Raw genomic sequence first — 17,566 nt, forward strand, 5'->3', positions numbered from 1 at the left:
AGTCCAACGGGGGCAAGCCCCCTCGCCACAGTTAAAGCCGCCGCCACAGTCACAGTCACAGTCACAGTCACAGTTATTAATTGTCATCAACCCGCCGACATCCCTCGCTACAATCTCGACGCGTTTTTCACGCCCCAGACCGTATAATGCCGACCTTTCCGACTTGTAAGAAAATCTACATCCGCTTGTAGGCTTACGCGAAGTCATCCGCACAGGCCTGCCGAGTCGGGCCGTCATCACAGGTGCCATCCATGGATTTCAACCCGCTCGATCTAGTGCTGCACCTCGATGTGTACCTCGATTTGCTGGTCACCAACTACGGGCCATGGATCTACGCGATTCTGTTTCTGGTGATCTTCTGTGAAACCGGCCTGGTGGTCATGCCCTTCCTGCCGGGCGATTCGCTGCTGTTCATCGCCGGCGCCGTTGCCGCAGGCGGCGGCATGGACCCTGTACTGCTGGGCGGCTTGCTGATGCTGGCGGCGATCATGGGGGACAGCACCAACTATGTCATCGGACGAACGGCCGGTGAGCGATTGTTCAGCAATCCGAACTCGAAAATCTTTCGCCGCGATTACCTGAAACAAACCCACGATTTCTATGAGAAGCACGGCGGTAAAACCGTGACCCTGGCGCGTTTCCTGCCCATCATTCGCACTTTTGCACCGTTCGTCGCCGGTGTCGCAAGAATGCCGTACCCCCGATTCTTCGGTTTCAGTGTACTGGGCACCATTCTCTGGGTGGGCGGCCTGGTCACCCTCGGCTTCTTCTTCGGCAACGTGCCGTTCATCAAGTCCAACCTGTCCCTGCTGGTGGTCGGCATCATCCTGCTGTCGCTGGTGCCGATGATCATCGGCGTGGTGCGCAGCCGCTTCGGCGGTTCGAACTCCAAAGCCGAAACGCGCTGATCCGCCATGTGGTCGCTCAGCGCCTGGCGACGCCGGCGCACCCTGGCCAAGTACCCGATTGCCGACGACATGTGGCTGCGGGTACGCCATCAACTGAGCTTTCTCGACGGCATCAGCGCCGCCGAAGACCGCTGGCTGCGTGAAGCCTGCGTCCTGTTTCTGGAAGATAAACACCTGACCACCCTGCCCGGTGTCGAACTGCATCAGGAACAGCGCCTGCTGCTCGCCGCCCAGGCGCAATTGCCATTGCTGCACTTGGGCGACCTGAACTGGTATCAGGGCTTTCACGAAATCGTGCTCTACCCCGACGACTTCCTCAGCCCCCAGCGCCATCGCGACGCCAGCGGCGTCGAACACGAATGGGACGGCGAACACAGCGGCGAAGCCTGGGAGCAAGGCCCGGTCATCCTCGCCTGGCCGGGTGTCGCGGCCAGCGGCGGCTGGGAAGGCTACAACCTGGTGATCCACGAACTGGCGCACAAACTGGACATGCTCAACGGCCATGCCAACGGCCTGCCGCCGCTGCATGCCGACATGCGAGTCAGCGACTGGGCCCGGGTCGTGCAGCACGCCTACGACGATCTCGACCGACAACTGGAGCGCAATCCGGATGCCGAAACCGCCATCGATCCCTATGCGGCAGAAAATCCCGCCGAGTTCTTCGCCGTCACCAGCGAATACTTCTTCAGTGCCCCGGATCTGCTGCACGAGGCGTATCCGCAGGTGTATGAACAACTCAAACTGTTCTATCGCCAAGACCCGCTGGCGCGTCTGCAGCAACTTCTGGCCGAGGATCCGGTCTACAGGGCCCACGACTAAAGTCTACACGACCTCTGGTACATGGCGTCGACACAGGAATATGCCTATAATCGCCGCCACTTTTTGGTCAACTACGGGGGCATCGCCCAATGAGCTACAGCAAGATTCCGGCTGGCAAAGACCTGCCGAACGACATCTACGTCGCGATCGAGATTCCGGCCAACCACGCGCCGATCAAATACGAAATCGACAAAGACAGCGATTGCCTGTTCGTTGACCGTTTCATGGCCACCCCAATGTTCTACCCGGCCAACTACGGTTACATCCCGAACACGCTGGCTGACGACGGTGACCCCCTCGACGTGCTGGTCGTGACTCCTTACCCGGTTGCTCCGGGTTCGGTGATCCGCGCGCGTCCAGTCGGCATCCTGAACATGACCGACGACGGCGGCGGCGATGCCAAGGTTGTTGCAGTTCCTCACGACAAGCTGTCCCAGCTGTACGTCGACGTGAAGGAATACACCGACCTGCCACCACTGCTGATCCAGCAGATCGAGCACTTCTTCGCGAACTACAAGGATCTCGAGAAAGGCAAGTGGGTCAAGATCGAAGGCTGGGACGGCGCAGACGCCGCTCGTGCTGCGATCACCAAGTCGGTTGCTGCCTATAAAGGCTAAGAGCAGCTGCAAGCTTTTAGCTGCAAGCTCCAAGTAAAAAAACCCCGGTGATCCGGGGTTTTTTGTGGGCGCAGGAAAAGTGTTTTAAATGGCTTTTTAAACGCCTTGTTTAAGTAAGTCCGGCTTAGTGGTTTTCTGTTTAAAAATCCTCAAACACGTCTTACATTCGGTCGTAAATTTCCCTCGTAATTTGAACGCGGCGTTTATTCAAAGGCTTTTGACGCGCCAGTAGACTCGCGTTCATGAAAAAGAACACTAGCGGACCCCGCTTCAAAGCGCTCCTCGGGATAGCGAACATCACGACTACCGGGTTTGCCGAGTTTCTGAACACGGCCCCGCAGAATGTCCATAACTGGTACACCCGCGGTGTGCCCGCTCACTACATGGAAGAAGTCGCGAGAAAGCTGTCGATCAACAGTGAATGGCTGAAAACAGGTGAAGGTCCCAAGGACGCCCGACACCTGCGCCTGCACGACGAGTCTGGCAACGTCTTCGACGCCCAGGCCATTCGCGGTGTCTATACGGTCATCGAACCCACCGACATCGACCTGCCCCTCTACAAGGAAACCACCACGGCCCCCGGCTCCGGAAAAACCCACGTCATCGAGGACCCGGGTCAATCCGTGCGCCTGCCCCGCAGCTACCTCGATTCATTGGAAATCAGCCACGCCGACGCCATCTGCGCGCACATGATCGGCAACAGCATGGCCGAACGCATCGAAGACGGTTCCATCATCGCCATCGACCGCGGCCTGACCCAGATTGTCGATGGCGAAATCTACGCCATCGAACACGACGGCATGCTGCGCATCAAATACCTGCACCGAATGCCGGGAAACGCGCTGCGATTGCGCAGCCATAATCGCGAACAATACCCGGACGAGATCTTCCGGGCAGGCCAGATCGAAGAGCAGAACATCAAGGTAATCGGCTGGGTGTTCTGGTGGTCGACGCTGAACAAACGCCGACCGGAGATCCCCTTTCTGTGAAAGCGCTTTTCTGTAGCAGCTGGCGAAGCCTGCGTCCGGCTGCGCAGCAGTCGTAAACCCTATGCTTGCGGTCTATCTGACACACCGCGACCACCGATTTCACGACTGCTTCGCAGCCGGACGCAGGCTTCGCCAGCTGCTACATAAGTCCACTGCGCACGCCAAACTGGGAATTCACTCAAAAAATCAGTATGATGCGCCCCACATTTGCGCATCGACCCGCCAAGACGGCTCAGATCGCACCGACAAGGCAGATGACTTTCTCGCCAAGTCCCACAGCCGGACGCAAGATCCGGATGTACGTTTTAAAGGCTGGCGAGGTTTACCAAAAATGAACCAAGCCAGTCCCCAAGAAGCCGGCCACAAGCCGGCTTTTTAATGCCTGAAAGAAAGCCATCCAATCAAAGCCTCAGGCGTTTGTTCTGATTGAAGGGGAGCATGTGTACCCACGGAAATTGTCTCGGCAGTGATGGGACTTTTACCTCGTTATTACTTATTCCCCAACAACAAGGCACCAATTTCCAACGCCTGTCTCAGCATGCCCCTCACGGATAACTAAACGACTTCACCAACGTCAACTCCCCCACCGCCCGCATCGGCACCAGAAACGTCTCCATCTTTTCACTCGGCGTCCCCTCTTCCGTAATCACCGTCACCTGCGCCGTTGTCAGCGGCTGCACCGCATCCTCCTGCCCTTCTTCATCACTGCGATACCCGCCGCCGAAGTAATTCACATACACCAGGTACTGCCCCTTGATCGGCGCAGGCATGGCGAAGATTTCCGGGCCGTAGCCGGTGGTGACGTCGACGTCGAGGGCGGCGCCGTTCGGGGCGGTGCGGTCGCCGTACCAGATGTGGGCGCCGTCGGGGGTGATGAGGTGCAGGTCCAGGTCGGTGCCGTCGCTGTCCCAGGCCAGCAGGACGCGCAGTTTTGCCGGGGTTGCGCCGCCGCTGGTGTTGAGGAATTGCGTGCGATGGCGTTGCTGGCCGTCGGGGCTGCGGACTTCGACGCTGTTGCTGCCGTTGGGGAAGGAGAACGGGCGGTCGAAACGTCCGGCGGGGTCGATTTTCAGGGGCATGCTGACGCCGTTGACGATCAGTCGGCCGGGGTCGTTGTTCTTCGGGGTGGCCTTGATCTGACCGCTGATGCGTGCGGTGTTGGCCTGGCCGGCGGGGGTGTTCACCGAGGAGGCCGGGTAGTTGACGGTCTGGCGGAAGCTTTCGCCCTCGCCTTCGGGCGCGCCGGTACGCCAGCCGCCGACCGGGGTGTCGAGTTTGACGCCGTCTGCCGCCATCGCCGGCGAGAGTGCGGCAAACGTGCAGAGCAACAGCAAGACCTGTGGAAAACGATGTGTCATGGGTTATTCCAGCAAAAGGTGGCGGGCGAGGCCTTCGATGTAGGTTTCGTCCTGGCCGTTGGGATGGGCTTCGAAGGCCAGATGCAAATACTCGTGTGTCAGGTCGAGACGGTCCTGCAGCGACAGCACGCCACGCACGTAGATTCGCTGACGCTCGCGGTCGACATACGGCCGGCCGAACGCCAAGCGGCAGACGGCGAAGGTGCTGACTTCGTTGTAGCCGGTTTCGCTTTCGAGTCGGGGACGCCAGCCGCGCCGCTGTTTTTGCAACCAGTCCTGTGCGGTGGGCAAGGCTTCGCAGGAGGCCACCGGATTGCCCCAACGACTCAGGCTTGCTCGCGGGTAAGCGTGCAGCAGGATGGCGTCGTAGCGCTGGCCGGCATTAGCCTGCTCCACGGCTTGCTGCCAGGACAGCTTGTCCGGGCCGGGTTGATCGGAGTGGTAAGTGACGTCGCTGCCGGCCAGCACCAGATCGCTGGTCCAGGCCGCCACGTCGCGCGCCTCAACACTGGCCGGGCGTGGTGCGACCCGCTGACGCTGGCTGCTGTCATCGATGCTCAGGCAGTCCCCATTGCGCGTGGCGTTTTGCAAAAGATAGGTGCGGATCGCCACGGCCAGGGCTTTGGCGGCTTCGGCAGGCTCGGGAGTGGCTTCGCGTTGCAGCACGCGGGCGACGTATTCCTCGCGATCCAGGCGGGCGACGAGTTTGTCCTTGAGCAAATACAGCTCACCGTCACTGTGGATATCGAGTTGGTTGCGGTTGGCGAACTCCACACGATAGTCACCACGCAACGGCCCCGAAGACACCTGCTCACCACCCGAAAGCACCCGTTTGAGCGGATATCGGGAAAACAGGCTGACCTCGACACATCGCCCCGCATCGACAGGCCATTGCACAGGCACGACCGTCGACAGCGCTTGTGCGTAATCACGCAAAACCCGCTGACTGGTGCCGCGTCCACCCGCCCAGATCGGCGTGCCGTCCACGGTCCAGCCGGCGAAACCACCCTGGCGCGAAGCTGCGTCCTGATCCCCCAACCAGCTCCAGGTTTTCACCCGCAGGCGGCTACCGAGTTCGCCCACCACGTTCCCGTCGGCAGCGCTCAACACCACATCGAGCAGCACTCGCCGAGCCTGATCCTGCGCTGGCATCGTTGCCAGCATGCGCAGCAACTCCGCCACCGGCACCCGTGTCGCCGGCTGCAACGAAGACAAGTTCTGCAGCCACTGCGGTGCCTGCCGCGCCTGCCAATACGCCTGCCACTCCGTAGCAGAAATCCCCAGACGCACCGGCTCGAAATACAACCCGCAGGACTTCACCAGTGCCTGATCACGCTCGATCTTGCCGCCCGCGGTGCAGCAATAGACTTCCTCTTTCGACTGCCCGCGACATTCATAAGCCGGCTCACGCGCCCCGGTGTCCACCAGCCAGGCGTAGACGAACAGCTTCCACACGCTGCCCAACGGTGCCTGCAAAGCCTCCGGCAGCGGTTCGCGGGACAGCAGTTGCGTCCGGTTCAAAGTCAGCAGTTCATCCTTGAAGGCCAGACGCAAAGGCTCGTCCTGCGCCATCGTCAGCGCAGGTATCAAACACAGCAAGCCGCAGACCAGAGCCCGAAACATGTCAGTGGACCGTCACCTGACCGAGCGCCGGTTTCTGCTCCTGGGCCTGATGTTGCGGCGCATACACCTGGGTGAAACGCACCGGCGGCAGGTTGAACTGGCCCTTCTGCGAGAAGCGCACCAGATGCCGCAGGCGCAATTCGCCGCTCAACGCATCCACCGGCACCGCATAGGCCAGTTGCCCCGGCTCGAAGCGGGCCTTTTCCAGGGCCGTCGGCTCGGTGCCCGCCTTGCCCATCAACTTGATGCCCCAGGTGGTGCGCTCAACGTCGGCACCCGGCGGCAGCGGCACTTCAAGCAGGCCGTAACGCAACGGTTTCGCCGCCTTGCTGGTGAGGATCACTTCGTCCAGATACAGGCTGTCGCTGGACAGCGGCGTGGTGCCGACCGGTTCGAGCTTGAAGGTGAAGGCCTCATCGCCCGGCACCAGCCGCGACAGGCGACGGGTGACTGTCACGGGCAGCGGATCAACCGACGGCTGACGGGTCTGGAAGCTCAATGCCGCGCGCAGCGGACGCTCCTGCGCGCCGCTCACCGACAACACCGAAGGCACCGACGAAGCCCCCTGCCAGACCCAATACATCTCACCGCTGTCACCGTACTTTTTCTTCCAGCCTTCACCCGGCGCCAGCGCGATGGTCGGCGAGGCTTGCTCGATGCTGCGTTGCAACCAGGTCAGCGCCAACGCGCGCTCCAGGGTCGATTGTTGCGGCAGCAGCCGTTGCAGCAACGCCGCCGCGCGGGCCTGATCCAAAGGCTGCAGCGACAGGTTCAGCGCCTCGGCAAACGGCTGCGAGCTGACCGTCAGTCGCTGTTGCGCATCCGCCAGCTGCCGATTGAACGCCTCCGGCAGAGTCACTTTGGCCTGACGCGCCAGGGACGCGGTCAACACCCGTGCTGCTGCCAGACCGAGCGCCGAATCCGGGTCAGCCATGACCAGGCTATCCCCATCCGACTCCATCACGTTCGCGGCACTGCCCTCGCCGGCTTTCGCCAGATCGTCCATCAAGCCGCTGAGCAAGGTGTTCACCGGTAACTGCATCTGCCGGGCGAACGACAGGATCAACGCGCGCTGCAACAGCGGCGTGTTTTGCGCCTGCTTGGCGTAGACCTCCAGCACCCGCTGCCAATGCTCCGGCGGCAGGTTCAGCTCCAGCACCTTGCTGGCGTGCCAGTCGGCGTAATAGGCATAGGCGGTAAGGAACGCATCCGGCTCACCGTCCATGCCCCACCAGGTGAAGCTCGCCGACGGCCCGGCCATCTGCACCAGGCGCAAGCGGCTGTTCTGCATGATCAGGCGCAGGCGATCGCGGATCTGCGGGTTCGTCGACAGCGCTGGATAGGCGATGCTCAGCGGCAACAACTGGCTGGCGGTCTGTTCGACGCCGCCATATGGATAGCCCAGCAGGTCATCGAGCGCCGAGCGGTACAGCGCTTGCGGGCTGTCATCCAGGCGCAGGCGAATGTCGCTCGCGTCTGCCGGCAGGGTCAGCGGCGTGTCACCGCTGGCCACGTCCAGGCTTTGGGTTTGCGTGACTTGCCAGCCTTCACCGGTCGCTGTCAGGCGTACGGCCAGGGCATCCGCGGTCTTGCCGTCCTGCACGAGCTCGGCGATCCATTCGCCCGAGGCCAAGGCAAACGCCGGCAGCGGGATGTAGTTGATGCCACTGTTGAGCGTCACGGGAATCCGCTGTTCGGCACCGGCGTAATGGGTGACCAGCTCCGCCTTGACCGGGCTTTCCGATTGGCTGAAAGCAAACACACCGAGGTCCGGTTTATCGCCCGCGCGGAATTTGCTCGGCCCGCTCCACTTCAGATACAGCGGCTTTTCCGAACGCACGAACTGCTTCTTCTGTCCGACCTGACCGTCATCGGCGATGGCCCGGGCGGTGATGCGCCAGCGGGTCAGCGAGTCCGGCATCTTGAAGGTGAAGCGGGTTTTGCCATTGGCATCGGTCAGCAGCTCCGGTTGCCAGGCGGCGGTGTCGACGTCCTCACGACGCGGCCGCTCCAGCACTTTCACTCCACGCTCGCTGCGGTTGGCCTTGCCCGGTGCGCCGGGGCTGCCCGGCAGCGCGACGTCGTAGCTGATGAACGACAAACTGGCGCTGGTGCGCACGTTGTTGCGCCGCGGGTGATAGAAGAACTGGTCGATGGTCGGCGCCACTTCCGGCTGCAGCGCGTAGACCATTTCGTCGACCACGCTGACCGTCAGATGCGCGGGCACCGGCTTGCCGGCGAACTGCGTGGTCAGGTCCACGGTCACCGTGTCGCCGGGTTGATAGGTGTCCTTGTCGGTGGCGATGGCCACGTCGATCTGCGGCGTGATCACCTTGATCCCGGCATTCTGAAAGCTGTACTGCCCGCCCTTGGTGTAGAGCACCGAGAACGTCAGGTTCGGCGTGAAGCTGTCTTTCACCGGGATGCGTGCGCGGTACTGAGTGTCGCTGAGCTTTTCCATCTTCAGCCAGTCGCCGCCTTTGGACAGCAACGCCGTGGCTTCGACCTTGTCCCGCTCCAGCGACAGCAGCGCATCGCTGACCGGCTCAGGAAAAGTGATCAGCGCCAGCGCTTCATCGCCCGCCTTGTACTCGGTTTTGTCGAGGACGATTTCCACCGTGCCCGGCACCGCCTTCACACCTTCGCCGGTGACCGAGTGCCCGGTCGCGCCAAGGGTTCGGCCGTGCTCATCGCGCAGCGTCAGGTTGTAAGTACCCGGGCGATCGAAGGCCAGGGTGAAGCCCTTGTCGCTGGCCGTCAGCTTGCCTTCACCGGTGCTCTGGTCTTCCAGGCGCACCCAGCCGTAGCTGCTCGGCACGACCGCTTGGGCCTGCTCGTTTTCATTGGCGAAGCTGAAGACGACCTTGTCGCCCACCGCGCTGAAGCGCTGGGGTGCGCTCAGGCGGAAGTTCGCGGCGCCACGGTCGATGAGGATTTCCTTGGTGGTCTTGACCCGATAGGCCGCGCCATCGCTGGCAAAGACCGTGAGCATGTAGCGGCTCGGTTTCTCCGCCGCCGGCAGGTCGAGGGTGGCGTTGCCCTTGGCGTCGGTGGTCAGTTCAGTGCTGGTCAGCTCCACCGGGAATTGCCCCAGATACTGCAGCTCGTTATCCACCATCGACAGTTGCTGAGCCCGCAGGCTCAGGCTGAGTTTGGCGTTGGCCACCGGCTTGCCGTCCGGGTACAGCAGCACCAGATTGCCCTTCACCGGTTCGCCGGTGCGGTAGTCCTGCTTGGCCAGGTTCAGGGAAATCTCGAAGTGCGGCTTGATGTATTCGGCCACGCGGAAGGCACTGCTGTAGGCCTGATCCTTGTAGTTGAAACGCAACTCGTAGCCACCGGCCACGGCGTTTTCCGGCAACTGGAAACGGCCTTGGGTGCCAGCTTTGGAGTCGAGCTTCAGGTCCAGGCTTTGCAGCGCCGTGCCCGTCGCATCCAGTACGGTCACGTTGACATCGGCCGCCGCGGGCTGCACCGAATCCCGGGCATTCTTGAATTCGCGACCGACGATTTTCAGCGACACCCAATCCCCCGGCCGATACAGCGGCCGGTCGGTGAAGGCATAGAGTTTGGTGTCGTAGATTTCGCTGTCGTAGTAGAAGTTTTCCGAGACGAACACCCCGCCCTCTTCGTCCTCGCCGATCACGAACGAACGCTCGGGGCTGACGTGTTTCAGGCGCAGTAAACCGTCGGCATCGGTGGCACCACTGCTCATCACGCCCAGGCCATCGGTCCACAGCACATTGACCTTGGGCACCGAACTGCCCTCGTGTTTACGCGCAGCCCACACCAGCAGTTCATCGCCAGCAATCTTGCTCACAGCCACGGTGTTGGACACGAAGACCATGGTGGTCGCGCGGTATTTGCCGATCAGCGCTTCCACCAGATACAGGCCCGGCTTGAGCTGGCCCAACGGGATATAGACGTTGCCCGGCGCGACGCTGACGAACTCACTGGAAGAACCGGCCAGGTTCACTCCCGGCGGTGGCTGGATCGGCTTGGCTTCCCACAACGGATAGCGGAACTGACTGACCACCGGCAGGCCCGGAATCAGTGCGAATTGCGGCTGTGCGTCGTAGGGCGTTGGCGCGGCCATGGCCTCGCCCATCTTCAGTTCCGGGACTTCCTCGGTGACTTGTTTACGCGACTCGTAGGAAAACGCCCGCTGCATCACCCGACGGGATTTGCGGTACCAGTTGTCCCACAGATAGGCCAAGGTGTTGGACAGGCCCTCGCCCTTGAACTGGCCGTCGCTGACCACCCGGTGCAGGTTCTTCTGGCGCTTGAGGAAATCCAGCGGCTTGTCGATGCGATAGACGCGGATGTCCGCGCCGCCGTAAGGCTCCATGCGAAACCGACGGTAGTCGCGGCCGGGGGCTTCCAGGCGCACCATCGCCTGTTCGTCGCTGGCGAAACTGCTGTCGGCCAGCAGGAAAAAACTCTCGCCGGCCACCGGCGCATAGCCGCTCGGCTCGACCGTGTCTTCGGCACGGCTCGCGGAAAACGGCAGCACCAGCAGCAACAACAGAGGCAGAAGACGCAACATGCGGGCACCGATCATTGGGAGAGAAAATTCAGTCGATAAACGCCGATGAAGTTGGGGTTGGCTGCATCGGGTATCCATCGGGTGTCCTTCCATGTCATGAGTTGTTGCAGGCTTGCCGAACGCATGCCGTTGTCTGTGGGAGTGGTGGTTCCGGTGTGATAGGCGATGTAGCGGCCCATCCAGATCATCAGGTGCTGGTCATCGCCCTGATCGAAAAACATCAGGTCGCCAGGGCGAGCCTGGGCCACGTCACGGCCGACCAGATGGCTGTTGAACTGGATCAGCTTGATGGCGTTGACGTACGGCCCGACCTTGCCGCCGCCCTGTTGCCACTGCTGGGCCAGGCCACGCTGGGCATCGCTGAGTTGTAACTCCGGCGGCAGGTAGCGATTGGACAGGCCGTTGCTGCGCAGCCATTTGTCGTCATGGACTTTCAGCGCTTCGTTGGCGGCGAAACGCACCAGCCCCGCACAATCCTGCTGATACCAGCGCGGGCTCGGCCCCTGGCTCAGTTGCTCCTGGGCGATGCGCACGAACCAGGCGCGGAACACCTGGGATTGCTGCACGTCCAGCGCCGGTGTTTCGGTGGCCAGGGCTTGCCCCGCCATCAACAGCGCGAGCAGGCCGAGGATTCGCATCGATTGGCTCACAGCGCTTTCCACGCCAGCGGCAGCCATTGCCAGTGGCCGTCGGGCTCACTGCCTTCGGGCAGGGTCAGGGCGTATTTGCCGTAGCCGCCGAGGGTGCGCAGTTTCGGGATCAGGTAAGTTTGCGCGGCGTTGTAGAACACCGGCTCCATGTCCTGCGGCAGGCTGTCGAGGGTTTCCTGCTGCATCAGTTGCGCCATGGAGTCGGGCCCGAAATAGATCGGCATCAGCAGGTCCTTGGGCACGACGTCGGCCATGGGCGGGAAGCGTTTGTCGAGGGTGCCGAGGGCCTTGTCCACCAGCTTGTCGTCGAGGGAAAACACCAGGGTCGAGCCGTGCCGCGCCAGGCTCACGCGCATGAACGCCTTGCCGGTGATGGCGTCGGGGTTCTCGGCATCCTTGGCCTTGTAGGGGCCGAAGTTGGAGCTGACCTGGCGCTGCCATTGATGGGCCTGGCCCTCCTGTTTCTCCACCACGGGGAACGCGTGTTCGTCGACCTTGGCTTCGTAGGCGCCCACCATTGAACCGAACAGCTTGCCCAGATCGCCATCGAGTTTTGCGCTGTCCTTGTCATTCAGACTGGCCACCAGCAAGGGCGTGTACAGCCGCGAATCGGCGTACCAGCACAGGCCCGCCGCGCCGGCCATGTGTTCAGTCATCGCTTCGGCCGCGGACGCTTCGGCACCGAGTTTGACCAGCAGGGGTTGCTGTTGCTCGGCCGCCAGCGGCAAGGCCACGCAGGCGCTGGCGCCCATGGGCATGGCCTGCCAGATCGGCTTGAAATCGAAGTCCGGCTGGTTATCCAGCTCGTCCATGGCCAGGAAGCTGTGCCAGCCCTTGTCGTCCATGTCGAAACGCAGGCCGGCGAAGTTCGGGATGAACCGCTGGTAACCCATGGCCAGCACACTGGCATTGACCGACAGCCGCTGCTTGACCTCCGGCGCCCGGGCTTGCAGGCCGAAGGCTTCGGGGAACAGTTTGTCGCCGTTGAGCAGTGCGGCGAGAGCTTGCGGCGAAACGCTGCCGGATTGCTGCTCGGCGCCGCTTTGTGCATCGTAGAATTTGGCTGGATTCGACAGCACCACCAACTTGTCGCCATGGGAGGCAAACAGCAGCGCACGGCCGGCGTTGTAGGTGAGCTGATAAAGCGCCACGTCATCGGCGCCGACTTTCAGGTCGGCGATCTTGCTCAGTTGCGAATCATCCAGCGCCACTTTCGCCAGCGGCTCCAGCACCTTGGCCAGGCCGCCACGATCCATTACCAGCAGGAAATCCCGCAGTCGCCCATCCGCACCGCGCCACAGGGCAATGTCGGCCGGCTGATCGAACAGTTGCTCGATCAGCGTGTCCTGCAATTTCAGGTCATGTTCGTAAATGATTCGCCGCAGGCTGCCGATCAAACCCAAGCGATCGGCGTGGGTTTCGTAATAGAAGACGAAATCCTCGGTCAGGGTTTCCTTGAGGAACGGCACCGTCAGCAGGTCCTTGGGCAATTGGCTCAGGGAACGGGTTTCCAGCAAACCGTCGGGGCGGCTCATGCCGAGCTTTTCCGCCGCCAGCTGCGGCGCCGGCTCTTTGTGCTTTTGCATGAACCAGCCCATGCCGGCGGCCACGCCCGCGACCAGGCACAGTCCGACCACAATGGCTGGCCAACGGCGGGAAGGTTTGACGCCTGGGGTTGGTGCGACCGGGGCTGCGGTGTTTTCACTCATGTTCAAAAAGCTCGGCAGTTCATCCGTGAAGCGGGATGCTTAATAGTTGAAAGTCTTGACCAGCAGCAGGTCGCCGATGGCGCGCAAGGGCACGATGAAGGTCTCGCGTTTTTCGTCGACGGTGTTTTCGTTGAGCACCAGGTTGATTTGCGAGGTGATCACCTCGTTCTGGTTGCTGGCCTCATCGAAGTTATAGCCGCCGTTGCCGAAGTTGCCCCAATAGTTCACGTAAACCAGATAGGTGCCACGCAGCGGCGCGGTCATGGTGAACATCTCGGGACCGGGGCCATCGACGCCGTCCGGGTCCAGGCCACCACCGTTGCTCATCGCCGGCCGCGCCCAGAACGCATGCTGGCCGTCGGGGGTGATGATGTGCAGGTCGAGTTCGGCTTTCGGGTCGTCCCAACCCAGCACCACGCGAATCCGCGCCGGCGTGCGCAGGTTGTTGGCTTCATAGAATTGCACGCGCTTGAGCGACTGCCCTTCGGCGCTGCGAACCTCGACGCTGTTGGAACCGGCGCCGAACGCATAGGGCCGGGCGAAACGCCCCTGCTCGTCGGTGTACAGATTCAGCGGATTGCCGTTGACCGCCAGGGTGTGTGGCCCGCGCTGGGTGCCGAGGGCCTTGAGCTGGCCCTGGATCATCGTGCGATTGCGCTGCACACCCCGGTCGATGGGCGGCGTGGGATAAGCCACCTGGGGGTTTTCCGTGCGATCGAGCAACCCGTTGAAGCGCCAGCCACCCGCCGGTTCCGACAACTCGGCCGCCGGCGCGGCCATGGCTGGCGCACAGGCCAAACCGATCAGCAGCGAAAGAAATGAACGCATGTGACGCCTCCTGCCATGCCTGACGAAACCTTGCGCCTGATCCTCGGCGCGTTACAGATCCCAATACTGTGTTTCGTCTGAAAAACCCGCGACTGTCGGGTCATCAATGGCGCGAAGGGTAGTCATTCGGGTGATTTTTAACAATCGGATACATCTGTAAGTGCGGGGGAATTCACGGTGGCCGGTGGGCGGTGAGCCGATTAGGCAACTTATTCGGCTCACGAAATGAGCCGAATAAGTCGAGGATAGGTATCAAACGCCGCAGGTTGAATTGGAGCTGGACGTGCTCATTTGCCCATAAACCCCCTATCTGCTAGTGTCGCGCCGGTTTAACGTCTACCGGAAATCGCCGCCATGGCCCGCAAAAAAGCTGCACTGGATTTCGAACAGTCCCTCGCTGACCTGCAAACGCTGGTGGAGCGTCTGGAGAATGGTGAATTGTCGCTGGAAGACTCGCTGACCGCTTTCGAGCAGGGCATCGGGCTGACTCGCGATTGTCAGGCGGCGCTGGCCCAGGCCGAGCAGAAGGTGCAAGTGCTGCTCGAGCGTGATGGCGAGTTGGCCGAGGAACCCTTCGACGCGGATCAACCAGAATGATTGCAGCGTACTCGGCGGCCAGTCAGGCCCGTGTCAATGCGGCCCTGGAGACACTCTTCACCGCGCCTAGCCCTGAACTGGCGCGTCTTTACGAAGCCATGCACTACAGCGTGATGAACGGTGGCAAGCGCGTGCGTCCGCTGCTGGCCTACGCCGCGTGCGAAGCGCTGGGCGGCAAGGCCGAGCAAGCCAACGGCGCGGCCTGTGCGGTGGAGTTGATCCACGCCTACTCACTGGTGCACGACGATCTGCCTGCCATGGACGACGACGATCTGCGTCGCGGCCAACCGACCACCCACAAGAAATTCGATGAAGCCTGCGCCATCCTTGCCGGCGACGGACTGCAGAGTATGGCTTTCAGCGCCCTGCTCGACCCGCGCCTGAGCGACGCCGACGCGCAGATTCGCCTCGAGATGGTCAGCGCCCTGGCCCAGGCCGCGGGCCCGGCGGGCATGGTCGGCGGCCAGGCCATCGACCTCGGTTCAGTGGGCCTCAAGCTCGACCAGAAAGCCCTCGAATACATGCATCGGCACAAGACCGGTGCGCTGATTGAAGTCAGCGTCAAGCTCGGCGCCCTGGCCAGTGGCCGCGCCGAGAAGGATGAACTCAAATCCCTGAAGACCTACGCGCTGGCCATCGGTCTGGCGTTCCAGGTGCAGGACGACATTCTCGACGTCGAAAGCGATACCGCCACCCTGGGCAAACGCCAGGGCGCCGACATCGCGCGCGACAAGCCGACCTATCCGGCCTTGCTCGGTCTGGACGCTGCCAAGGCCTACGCCCTGGAACTGCGCGATCAGGCCCTGCATGCGCTGCGACCGTTTGACGCGGCCGCCGAACCCCTGCGCGATCTGGCCCGTTATATCGTCTCGCGCCGCAACTGAAGGCGTATCCGCCAAAAAAGACCAACGCGTGGGCAGGGGCCGATGCATCAGGTAAACTGCCGCATCTTTTATACCTATAACGATTCGCCTGATGCCCACGACGTTTCATGAGATTCCCCGCAAGCGCCCGACCACGCCCCTGCTGGACCGCGCGAACACGCCGGACGGCCTGCGCCGGTTAGGCGAAGCCGAGCTGGAAACCCTGGCCGATGAGTTGCGCCTGGAATTGCTCTACACGGTCGGTCAGACCGGTGGGCATTTCGGTGCCGGCCTGGGCGTGATCGAGCTGACCATCGCGTTGCACTACGTTTTCGACACCCCGGACGACCGGCTGGTGTGGGACGTGGGGCATCAGGCCTACCCGCACAAGATCCTCACCGATCGCCGCGCGCGCATGGGCACCCTGCGCCAGAAAGACGGCATCGCCGCTTTCCCGCGTCGCTCCGAGAGTGAGTACGACACCTTTGGCGTCGGCCACTCCAGCACTTCGATCAGCGCTGCCTTGGGCATGGCCATTGCCGCCCGCCTGCAGAACAGCGATCGCAAGGCCATCGCGGTGATCGGCGACGGCGCCCTGACCGCGGGCATGGCGTTCGAAGCGCTGAACCATGCGCCGGAAGTGGACGCCAACATGCTGGTGATCCTCAACGACAACGACATGTCGATCTCGCGCAACGTCGGCGGCCTGTCGAACTATCTGGCGAAAATCCTTTCCAGCCGCACCTACGCGAGCATGCGCGAAGGCAGCAAGAAAGTGCTGTCGCGCCTGCCCGGCGCCTGGGAAATCGCCCGTCGCACCGAAGAATACGCAAAAGGCATGCTGGTCCCCGGCACGCTGTTCGAAGAGCTGGGCTGGAACTACATCGGCCCGATCGACGGCCATGACTTGCCGACCCTGATCGCCACCCTGCGTAACATGCGCGACCTCAAAGGCCCGCAGTTCCTGCACGTGGTCACCAAGAAAGGCAAAGGCTTCGCCCCGGCGGAAGTCGACCCGATCGGTTACCACGCCATCACCAAGCTCGAACCCCTGGACGCTCCGGCCGCCGCGCCGAAGAAAGCCAGCGGCCCGAAATACTCCGGCGTGTTCGGCGAATGGCTGTGCGACATGGCGGCGGTCGATCCGCGTCTGGTCGGCATCACCCCGGCGATGAAGGAAGGTTCCGACCTGGTGGCCTTCAGCGAGCGCTATCCGTCGCGCTACTTCGACGTGGCGATTGCCGAACAACACGCCGTGACCCTCGCTGCCGGCATGGCCTGCGAAGGCGCAAAACCGGTAGTGGCGATCTACTCGACCTTCCTGCAGCGCGGCTACGACCAACTGATCCACGACGTGGCGGTGCAGAACCTCGACGTGCTGTTCGCCATCGACCGCGCCGGTCTGGTGGGCGAAGACGGCCCGACCCACGCCGGCAGCTTCGACCTGTCGTTCCTGCGCTGCATCCCCGGCATGCTGGTGATGACCCCGAGCGACGAAAACGAGCTGCGCAAGATGCTCACCACCGGTCACATGTACGAAGGTCCGGCGGCGGTGCGCTACCCGCGCGGCAGCGGCCCAAATGCGACCATCGAGAAAGACCTCGAACCGATCGAAATCGGCAAGGGCGTAGTTCGCCGCCAGGGCAGCAAAGTTGCCCTGCTGGTGTTCGGCGTGCAACTGGCCGAGGCGCTGAAAGTCGCCGAGACGCTGGATGCGACGGTCGTCGACATGCGTTTCGTCAAACCCCTGGACGAAGCGCTGGTGCGCGAAATCGCCGCCGGTCACGAGCTGCTGGTGACCATCGAAGAGAACGCGATCATGGGCGGCGCCGGTAGCGCGGTCAGCGAGTTCCTGGCTCGGGAGAACATCCTCAAGTCGATGCTGAACCTGGGGCTGCCGGACAGCTATGTCGAGCATGCCAAGCCTGCGCAGATGCTGGCGGAGTGCGGGCTGGATGAAGCCGGTATCGAAGCCTCGATTCGTCAGCGCCTGCAATTGCTGAACATCTAAACGCAATCCTCTGTGGGAGCGGGCTTGCTCGCGAAAGCGGTGTGTCAG

Annotated in this window: 13 protein-coding genes; 7 read left to right on the forward strand and 6 right to left on the reverse strand. The window is 62.3% G+C overall.

The features are described 5' to 3' along the window. Window positions 1–251 precede the first annotated feature (251 nt). From K9857_RS24075 to K9857_RS24090, 4 genes are all read left to right on the forward strand, one after another. Window positions 252–908, forward strand: coding sequence for a DedA family protein (locus K9857_RS24075; protein ID WP_224540012.1), 657 nt, complete (start codon window positions 252–254; stop codon window positions 906–908). 6 nt (window positions 909–914) lie between these two features. Then, complete coding sequence (locus K9857_RS24080; RefSeq protein ID WP_224540014.1) at window positions 915–1,727, forward strand: zinc-dependent peptidase; 813 nt, start codon at window positions 915–917, stop codon at window positions 1,725–1,727. 89 nt (window positions 1,728–1,816) lie between these two features. After that, entirely contained in the window at window positions 1,817–2,344 is a 528-nt protein-coding gene (ppa, locus tag K9857_RS24085; RefSeq protein ID WP_085585933.1) for an inorganic diphosphatase, read from the forward strand. A gap of 242 nt (window positions 2,345–2,586) precedes the next feature. Continuing rightward, window positions 2,587–3,333 (forward strand): S24 family peptidase, encoded by a 747-nt coding sequence (locus K9857_RS24090; protein ID WP_224540017.1) that lies wholly within the window; start codon window positions 2,587–2,589, stop codon window positions 3,331–3,333. Between the two features lie 545 nt (window positions 3,334–3,878). Here the strand turns inward: K9857_RS24090 and K9857_RS24095 are convergent. From K9857_RS24095 to K9857_RS24120, 6 genes are read right to left on the reverse strand one after another with little or no spacing between them, the layout of a single operon-like run. Further along, a complete protein-coding gene (locus K9857_RS24095) occupies window positions 3,879–4,691 on the reverse strand; it encodes a YfaP family protein (RefSeq protein ID WP_224540019.1) in 813 nt (270 codons plus the stop codon). 3 nt (window positions 4,692–4,694) lie between these two features. Next, the gene (locus tag K9857_RS24100) at window positions 4,695–6,314 is read right to left on the reverse strand and encodes a DUF2300 domain-containing protein (protein WP_224540021.1); all 1,620 of its coding nucleotides are present in this window, start codon (window positions 6,312–6,314) and stop codon (window positions 4,695–4,697) included. A 1-nt stretch (window position 6,315) separates the two neighbouring features. Next, window positions 6,316–10,875: an alpha-2-macroglobulin family protein gene (locus K9857_RS24105; protein ID WP_224540023.1), complete on the reverse strand. Its 4,560-nt coding sequence runs from the start codon at window positions 10,873–10,875 to the stop codon at window positions 6,316–6,318. Continuing rightward, a complete protein-coding gene (locus K9857_RS24110) occupies window positions 10,872–11,498 on the reverse strand; it encodes a DUF1175 domain-containing protein (RefSeq protein WP_224540031.1) in 627 nt (208 codons plus the stop codon). The genes K9857_RS24105 and K9857_RS24110 overlap by 4 nt, the downstream gene beginning before the upstream one ends. 8 nt (window positions 11,499–11,506) lie before the next feature. Then, entirely contained in the window at window positions 11,507–13,219 is a 1,713-nt protein-coding gene (locus K9857_RS24115) for a DUF2138 domain-containing protein (RefSeq protein WP_224540025.1), read from the reverse strand. Window positions 13,220–13,258: 39 nt separating this feature from the next. Further along, the gene (locus K9857_RS24120; RefSeq protein WP_224540027.1) at window positions 13,259–14,047 is read right to left on the reverse strand and encodes a YfaP family protein; all 789 of its coding nucleotides are present in this window, start codon (window positions 14,045–14,047) and stop codon (window positions 13,259–13,261) included. Window positions 14,048–14,401: 354 nt separating this feature from the next. Here K9857_RS24120 and K9857_RS24125 point away from each other — a divergent pair, with 354 nt between their 5' ends. The 3 genes from K9857_RS24125 (at window position 14,402) to dxs (ending at window position 17,518) form a co-directional block, all read left to right on the forward strand. Next, window positions 14,402–14,644 (forward strand): exodeoxyribonuclease VII small subunit, encoded by a 243-nt coding sequence (locus K9857_RS24125; protein WP_007894317.1) that lies wholly within the window; start codon window positions 14,402–14,404, stop codon window positions 14,642–14,644. Further along, window positions 14,641–15,528 carry a (2E,6E)-farnesyl diphosphate synthase gene (gene ispA, locus K9857_RS24130; protein ID WP_175377128.1) on the forward strand — a complete coding sequence of 296 codons (888 nt, stop codon included), beginning with the start codon at window positions 14,641–14,643 and terminating at the stop codon, window positions 15,526–15,528. The genes K9857_RS24125 and ispA overlap by 4 nt, the downstream gene beginning before the upstream one ends. Before the next feature lie 91 nt (window positions 15,529–15,619). Next, window positions 15,620–17,518, forward strand: coding sequence for a 1-deoxy-D-xylulose-5-phosphate synthase (dxs, locus tag K9857_RS24135; protein ID WP_224540029.1), 1,899 nt, complete (start codon window positions 15,620–15,622; stop codon window positions 17,516–17,518). The last annotated feature ends 48 nt before the right edge of the window (window positions 17,519–17,566 follow it).

It is taken from the genome of Pseudomonas sp. REP124 (assembly GCF_020164475.1).
In the GTDB taxonomy this organism is placed as follows: domain Bacteria; phylum Pseudomonadota; class Gammaproteobacteria; order Pseudomonadales; family Pseudomonadaceae; genus Aquipseudomonas.

Coding starts and splice junctions, on each gene's coding strand:
- ppa (WP_085585933.1), top strand. CDS start 1,817: ATGAGCTACAGCAAGATTCCGGCTGGCAAAGACCTGCCGAACGACATC.
- K9857_RS24095 (WP_224540019.1), bottom strand. CDS start 4,691: ATGACACATCGTTTTCCACAGGTCTTGCTGTTGCTCTGCACGTTTGCC.
- dxs (WP_224540029.1), top strand. CDS start 15,620: ATGCCCACGACGTTTCATGAGATTCCCCGCAAGCGCCCGACCACGCCC.
- K9857_RS24080 (WP_224540014.1), top strand. CDS start 915: ATGTGGTCGCTCAGCGCCTGGCGACGCCGGCGCACCCTGGCCAAGTAC.
- K9857_RS24110 (WP_224540031.1), bottom strand. CDS start 11,498: ATGCGAATCCTCGGCCTGCTCGCGCTGTTGATGGCGGGGCAAGCCCTG.
- K9857_RS24100 (WP_224540021.1), bottom strand. CDS start 6,314: ATGTTTCGGGCTCTGGTCTGCGGCTTGCTGTGTTTGATACCTGCGCTG.
- K9857_RS24090 (WP_224540017.1), top strand. CDS start 2,587: ATGAAAAAGAACACTAGCGGACCCCGCTTCAAAGCGCTCCTCGGGATA.
- K9857_RS24125 (WP_007894317.1), top strand. CDS start 14,402: ATGGCCCGCAAAAAAGCTGCACTGGATTTCGAACAGTCCCTCGCTGAC.
- K9857_RS24075 (WP_224540012.1), top strand. CDS start 252: ATGGATTTCAACCCGCTCGATCTAGTGCTGCACCTCGATGTGTACCTC.
- ispA (WP_175377128.1), top strand. CDS start 14,641: ATGATTGCAGCGTACTCGGCGGCCAGTCAGGCCCGTGTCAATGCGGCC.
- K9857_RS24120 (WP_224540027.1), bottom strand. CDS start 14,047: ATGCGTTCATTTCTTTCGCTGCTGATCGGTTTGGCCTGTGCGCCAGCC.
- K9857_RS24105 (WP_224540023.1), bottom strand. CDS start 10,875: ATGATCGGTGCCCGCATGTTGCGTCTTCTGCCTCTGTTGTTGCTGCTG.
- K9857_RS24115 (WP_224540025.1), bottom strand. CDS start 13,219: ATGAGTGAAAACACCGCAGCCCCGGTCGCACCAACCCCAGGCGTCAAA.